Origin of the sequence: Streptomyces sp. E11-3 (assembly GCF_046540415.1) — a bacterium.
Taxonomy (GTDB): Bacteria; Actinomycetota; Actinomycetes; order Streptomycetales; family Streptomycetaceae; genus Streptomyces.
Genome location: NZ_JAZGRL010000003.1, coordinates 93,597 through 100,206 on the forward strand (window position 1 = coordinate 93,597; position 6,610 = coordinate 100,206).

The window sequence follows — 6,610 nt, forward strand, 5'->3', positions numbered from 1 at the left end:
GCCCGGCCAGTGCCCGCTGCCCGTCGCGCCCGGCCCGTGCCCGCTGCCCCGCCCGAGCCCGCCGCCTGGCGCCCGAGCCCGCTGCCCGAGCCCGCGCCCAGCGCGCCCGCGACGTTCAGACCGCGGAGGAAGACCCCACGCCGTCACCCTCCGGGACGTACGACCCCCAGGATCGGCATTGAGCCCGCGCCCGCCATCGTGACGTGCCGCCCCGGCCGCGGCGCGTGCACCATCGCACCGTCGCCCAGGTACATCCCGACATGGCTGGCGTCCTTCCAGTAGATGATCAAGTCGCCCGGGCGCATGTCCTTGACGTCCACCCGGGGCAGCCGCTTCCACTGCTCCTGGGAGGTCCGTGGGATGCCCCGCCCGGCCGCCGCCCAGGCCTGCGAGGTCAGCCCCGAGCAGTCGTACGAGCCCGGCCCCTCGGCGCCCCACTCATACGGCTTGCCTATCTGCGCGGTGGCGTACCGGATCGCCTTCTTGCCCTGGCCGGTCGTCGCCTTGCCGCCCGCGCCGACGCCGTCAGCCCGATCGCCCCCCGTCAGCGCCCCGGAGTCCAGCCAGGCTTTCTGGCGCTTGTACGCGGCCTCCTCCTCCAACTTGCGCAGCCGCTCCCGCTCCTCCTTCTTGAGCTTCGACTCCAGCTTCTCGGCCGCCGCGATCTTCTCCTCTATCTCCTTCTTCGCCTTCGCCTTCTTCTCGCGCAGGCTGTCGAGCTTCTTCCAATGGCTCGACGCGTCCGCCGCGTACGTCTTGAGGTCGTCCTGGGTCCTGGTCAGCTCGGCGAGCAGCCCCTTGGTCGCGTGCTGGCCCTGGCGCACCTGCCGGGTGCCCCGCAGGAACTGCTGCGGGTCGTCGCTCAGCATCAGCTGTGCCTCGGGCGGCATCCCGCCGCCGCGATACTGCGCACGCGCCGCGGCGCCCGCCTGCGCCTTGAGCCGGTCCAGCTTCTCCTGGCCGCGCACCACCTCGCGGGCCAGCTTCACTATGTCGCGCGACTGCTTCTTCGCCTTCTCCTCCGCGGCGTTGTACGCGTCCGTGGCGCGGGCGGCCTGGCGGTACAGCCGGTCGATCTCCTTGCGGACGTCCTCAAGGCTTCGGGGGGTCTGGGGTGTTGGCTCCGCGGGGCTCGCCAGGGGCCGCGCCTGGGCCGTTCCCGGCGCGGCCAGCAGGACCGCCGCACAGATCAGAGCCGTCACGGCCATGCTCGAACGTCGATTGCCGATCACGCCTACGCCCCCCAATAACTGATTGCTCGTCAGTAACTTTTGACGCCTCCGGATGGTGCCATGTCCGTGCGCAATACGACAGATGCGCGTGCGCGATACGACAGGTGCACGTGCGCAATACGACAGATGCACCTGCGCAATACGGCCAACGCGTACGACCGTCGAACCTCGTTACCCCACCCGACCCTTCAGACGAACGGCCGTCCCGCGGTGTTCCCCCACAACCCCCACCTCACCCGACATCACCCGTGTGGGTGGCCCTCACCCGCGCGGCGCCAGCGCCTCCCACGCCACCGTCACCTCGCCCTGCCGCCACCGCCCGCGCCGGTCCACCACCGGCCAGTCCGCCGTCAGATCCGCAACCGCCCTGATCCAGCGCTGCCGCGCGCCGTACGCCGCGTACGGCGCGGCGGCCGCCCAGGCGCGGTCGAAGTCGCGCAGGAACGCGTGCACCGGCTCCCCCGGGACGTTGCGGTGGATCAGTGCCTTCGGCAGCCGCTCCGCCAGGTCCGACGGCCGCTCCAGCGAGCCGAGCCGGGTCGCGAACGTCACCGTGCGCGGACCCTCGGGACCCAGCGCCACCCACACATGGCGCCGCCCGATCTCGTCGCAGGTGCCCTCGACCAGCAGGCCGCCGGGGGCGAGCCGGGCCCGGAGCCGCTCCCAGACGCCAGCGACCTGCTCCTCGTCGTACTGGCGCAGCACATTGGCCGCGCGGATCAGCGCGGGCCGCCGCTCGCCGGGCAGCGGCAGCTCGAAGCCGCCGTGCGCGAAGGTCAGGCCGTCCGTCTCGTACGGCGCGGCGGCCGCAACCCGGGCCGGGTCGATCTCGATCCCGACGACCTGTGTGGCCGGGGCGGCGGTACGCAGCCGGTGCAGCAGCTCGACGGCGGTCCAGGGGGCGGCCCCGTACCCCAGGTCCACGGCGACGGGCGCGGCGGCGGCGCGCGGCGCGGAATCGTACGGGGTGGCCGAGCGCAGCGCGGGGCCGTGCACGGCGGCGATCCAGCGGTCCATGCGGCGCAGGCGGTTGGGGTTGGTGGTCCCGCGGGTGACGGTCCCTACCGGGCGGGACGAGGGGCGGGCCATGCGTCCAGTATCGCCGGGGCCCTCGGGCGCCAGGGCGCCCGGGATGGGTGAGCGGTACCCGCGGGACGGTTGCGAAGACAAGGGTAATGCTTTGGCAAAATGGAAATGAGTGAGCGCTCTCCGCTGTTCCCCGTGTCTGGAGGGTGCCGTTCTGGAGGGTGGCGCCCGCCCGTAGCCGAAGCCGCCCTAGGAGGACCGCCACGTGAGCCAGTATGTGACCCGGCTCGGCGAACGTCTCGGTTCCAGCGCGGCCGCGAGACTCCGCTTCCCCGGTACGCAGCGCCGCCCGCGCCGGGTGGCCATGCTCAGCGTGCACACCTCGCCGCTGCACCAGCCCGGCACCGGCGACGCGGGCGGGATGAACGTCTACATCGTCGAGCTCGCCAAGCGTCTCGCCGCGATCAACGTCGAGGTCGAGATCTTCACCCGGGCCACCACGGGCGGCCTGCCCCCCAAGGTCGAGCTCGCCCCCGGCGTCCTCGTACGCCATGTCGACGCGGGCCCCTACGAAGGCCTCTCCAAGGAGGAGCTGCCCGCCCAGCTGTGCGCCTTCACGCACGGCGTCATGCAGACCTGGGCGGGCCACCGCCCCGGCCACTACGACCTGGTGCACTCCCACTACTGGCTCAGCGGCCACGTCGGCTGGCTCGCGGCCGAACGCTGGGGCGTCCCCCTCGTACACGCCATGCACACCATGGCCAAGGTCAAGAACGCCGCGCTGGCCGAGGGCGACACACCCGAACCGGCCGCCCGCGTGATCGGCGAGACGCAGATCGTGCGCGCCGCCGACCGGCTCATCGCCAACACCGACGAAGAGTCCGACGAACTCGTCTTCCACTACGAGGCCGACCCCGCGAAGGTCGCCGTCGTGCACCCCGGCGTCAACCTCGAACGCTTCCGCCCGGCCGACGGCCGCCAGGCGGCCCGGCAGCGCCTCGGGCTGCCGCAGGACGCGCTGATCCCGCTGTTCGCGGGCCGGATACAGCCACTCAAGGCCCCCGACGTCCTGCTGCGCGCGGTAGCCGTACTCCTTCAGCGGCGCCCCGAGCTGCGCTCCAGGCTGGTCGTGCCGGTGGTCGGCGGCCCCAGCGGCAGCGGCCTCGCCAAGCCGGAGGGCCTGCAGAAGCTCGCCTGCCGACTCGGTATCGCGGATGTCGTGCGCTTTAGGCCCCCGGTCGGCCAGAACCAGCTCGCGGACTGGTTCCGGGCCGCCTCCGTACTGGTCATGCCGTCCTACAACGAGTCGTTCGGGCTGGTCGCCATCGAGGCCCAGGCGTCCGGCACGCCGGTGGTCGCGGCGGCCGTCGGCGGCCTGCCGGTCGCCGTACGCGACGAGGTCAGCGGCTTCCTCGTAGCGGGGCACGAGCCCGCGGCGTACGCCCAGGCCCTGGCCCGCTTCGTCGACGACGAGCACCTGGTGGACCGGATGGGCGAGGCCGCCGCGCGGCACGCGCAGTCCTTCGGCTGGGGCACGGCGGCGTCGGCGACCGCCGACGTGTACTCCGCCGCGATGCAGGAACAGCACCGTCATCTACGCTCGGTGCATGGCTGACGCAGCAGCGATCATCGAGCAGACCCTGACCGACGCGGACGTCGAATGGGAGAGCCCCGAGCCCGGCTCGTACGTCGTCACGCTCCCGGGCACCCGCAAGCTGAAGACCACGGTCTCCCTCATGGTGGGCCAGCACGCGCTGTCCCTGAACGCCTTCGTGATCCGGCACCCCGACGAGAACGCCGAAGGCGTCCACCGCTGGCTCCTTGAGCGCAATCTCAAGCTGTACGGCGTCGGGTACGCGGTCGACCGCCTCGGCGACGTCTACCTGACCGGCAAGCTGCCGCTCTCCGCCGTGACGGCGGAGGAGCTCGACCGCCTGCTCGGCTCGGTCCTGGAGGCCGCGGACGGCTCCTTCAACACCCTCCTGGAGCTGGGCTTCGCCTCGGCGATCCGCAAGGAGTACGAGTGGCGGGTCTCGCGGGGCGAGTCGACCCGGAACCTGGACGCGTTCGAGCACCTCACGAGGCCACGCGCCGACTGAGCCCGCGTACCTTGCCGTCGGTGCCCTCGGTGTCGGTGCCTTCGGTGCCGTCGGTGTCACTGCCGGTGTCGATCTCGCCGTCAGTCACGCTGTCGGCCTTGCCCTTGTCCTTGGCCTCGGCCGCGCCCAGCGCCCGCCGTAGCAGCGTCGCGTACCCGGCCGCCGCCACGCACCCGGTCACCGCGCAGCCCAGCCACAGCGCGCCCGGCCCTGGCCCGTCCACCACCCACCCGGCCAGGATCGGCGCGACGAAGCCCGCCACCGCCCAGGACATGCCCATCACGCCCTGGTAGCGGCCCCGCGCGTGCTCCGGAGCGAGCCGGGCGGTGGCAGCGGCGTTGGTGGGAATGTGCACCATCTCGCCGATCGTCCACACCACCACGGTGGCGGCGAACAGCAGCGGCGCTCCCGCCAGCGCGGTCGCACCCGTCCCGAGGGCGAACAGCAGCGAGGAGACGGTCAGCAGGACGGCCGGGGAGCGCCGCTCGGTGACCTTGTTGACGAGCAGCTGGAAGGCGACGATCACCACGCCGTTCACCGCGATGACCATGCCGTACGCGTCCGGCTCAAGACCCGCGCGCGACATGGTCAGCGGCAGGCCCACCCACGGGGCGGTGAAGACCAGGCAGACCAGCAGGTTGAGCAGAACCAGGGTGCGGAACGCCGCGTCGTGCCGCAGCACCCCGATCATGGTCACCGGCGGCGCGTCCGCGGTCTGCGCGGGGGAGTCCTCGTCGGCCGCGGCGGGCCGGGTCTCGCCCAGCCGCAGGAAGACGATCAGCGCGCACAGTACGGTCGCCACCGCGTCGGCCACGAACAGGGTCCGGTAGCCGAGGAAGATCGCGGCGCCGCCCCCCATCGCGGCGATCGCGAACCCCAGGTTCAGAGCCCAGTAGTTCAGTGCGTAGGCCCGCCTGCGGTCGGGCTCCGGCACCAGGTCCGCGATGGTCGCGCCGATCGCCGGCCGTACCGCCTGCATGGCCACGCCCATCAGCAGCACCACCACGGCGATGCCCCACGCGCTGGTCACCACCGCGAGCGCGGCCGCGCAGACCGCGCCGCCCAGATGCGCGGCGATCATCGTCGGCCGCCGCCCCCACCGGTCGCTGAGCATGCCGCCCAGCGGCGATCCGGCGATGCCGCCGAGCCCGTGCAGTGCGATGACCAGCCCCGCGTACCAGGCCGAGTAGCCGAGCTCCTGGGTCAGATACAGGGACATGAAGGTCAGGACGAACGCCCCGGTGCGGTTCACGAGCGTGGAAAGCCACAACCACCAGAAGCCGCGGGGCAGGCCCGAGACGCTCTGCTGTGCGGACCGTCTCAGAGAAGCGAACGACAAGATGTCCCCCCGGCTGCGCTTGGAAGAGCACAACTTACGGGCGAAGATCGTCAGCGACCACTGAATTAGCGGTGGCCGTCAATCGACGATTACGCTCAGGGCCATGGCCGACGCACCGTACAAGCTGATCCTGCTCCGCCACGGCGAGAGCGAGTGGAACGCGAAGAACCTGTTCACCGGTTGGGTGGACGTCAATCTCAACGAGAAGGGCGAGAAGGAGGCGGTCCGCGGCGGTGAGCTGCTGAAGGACGCCGGCCTGCTCCCCGACGTCGTGCACACCTCGCTCCAGAAGCGTGCGATCCGCACCGCGAACCTGGCGCTTGAGGCAGCCGACCGCCACTGGATTCCGGTCCACCGCTCCTGGCGCCTGAACGAGCGGCACTACGGCGCGCTGCAGGGCAAGGACAAGGCGCAGACCCTCGCGGAGTTCGGCGAGGAGCAGTTCATGCTCTGGCGCCGCTCGTACGACACTCCGCCGCCGCCGCTCGCGGACGGCGCGGAGTTCTCGCAGAGCGCCGACGCGCGCTATGCGTCGATCCCGCCGGAGATGCGCCCGCAGACGGAGTGCCTCAAGGACGTCGTCACGCGGATGCTGCCGTACTGGTACGACGGCATCGTGCCGGACCTGCTGGACGGCAAGACCGTCCTGGTCGCCGCGCACGGGAACTCGCTGCGCGCCCTGGTCAAGCACCTCGACGGCATCTCCGACGCCGACATCGCGGGCCTGAACATCCCCACCGGCATCCCGCTCTCCTACGAGCTGGACGCCGCGTTCAAGCCCCTCACCCCGGGCGGCACCTACCTCGACCCGGACGCCGCGAAGGCCGCGATCGAGGCCGTCAAGAACCAGGGCAAGAAGAAGTAACGCCCGCACCCAAAGACCATGACGTGGGGCCCCGTCCGGATCGGACGGG

General features: G+C 71.8%; 6 protein-coding genes. 3 read left to right on the top strand and 3 right to left on the bottom strand.

Going from position 1 to position 6,610, the window contains the following annotated elements; all coding sequences use genetic code 11:
- Positions 1-143: 143 nt before the first annotated feature.
- Positions 144-1,208, bottom strand: coding sequence for an NlpC/P60 family protein (locus U9R90_RS29990; RefSeq protein ID WP_411059935.1), 1,065 nt, complete (start codon positions 1,206-1,208; stop codon positions 144-146).
- Positions 1,209-1,493: 285 nt separating this feature from the next.
- Positions 1,494-2,321: a class I SAM-dependent methyltransferase gene (locus U9R90_RS29995; RefSeq protein WP_411059936.1), complete on the bottom strand. Its 828-nt coding sequence runs from the start codon at positions 2,319-2,321 to the stop codon at positions 1,494-1,496.
- A 202-nt stretch (positions 2,322-2,523) separates the two neighbouring features.
- Between U9R90_RS29995 and mshA the strand changes: the two genes are divergently transcribed.
- Together mshA and U9R90_RS30005 are read left to right on the top strand one after the other, a co-directional pair.
- Complete coding sequence (gene mshA, locus U9R90_RS30000; protein WP_411059937.1) at positions 2,524-3,873, top strand: D-inositol-3-phosphate glycosyltransferase; 1,350 nt, start codon at positions 2,524-2,526, stop codon at positions 3,871-3,873.
- Positions 3,866-4,357, top strand: coding sequence for a YbjN domain-containing protein (locus tag U9R90_RS30005; protein WP_411059938.1), 492 nt, complete (start codon positions 3,866-3,868; stop codon positions 4,355-4,357). Before mshA ends, U9R90_RS30005 begins: the two co-directional genes overlap by 8 nt.
- Here U9R90_RS30005 and U9R90_RS30010 read toward each other — a convergent pair.
- Positions 4,335-5,696 (bottom strand): MDR family MFS transporter, encoded by a 1,362-nt coding sequence (locus U9R90_RS30010; RefSeq protein WP_411059939.1) that lies wholly within the window; start codon positions 5,694-5,696, stop codon positions 4,335-4,337. The two genes, U9R90_RS30005 and U9R90_RS30010, sit on opposite strands and share 23 nt — an antisense overlap.
- A gap of 103 nt (positions 5,697-5,799) precedes the next feature.
- Here U9R90_RS30010 and U9R90_RS30015 point away from each other — a divergent pair, with 103 nt between their 5' ends.
- On the top strand, positions 5,800-6,561 hold the full coding sequence (locus U9R90_RS30015) for a phosphoglyceromutase (protein WP_411059940.1): 762 nt from the start codon (positions 5,800-5,802) through the stop codon (positions 6,559-6,561).
- Positions 6,562-6,610 lie beyond the last annotated feature (49 nt).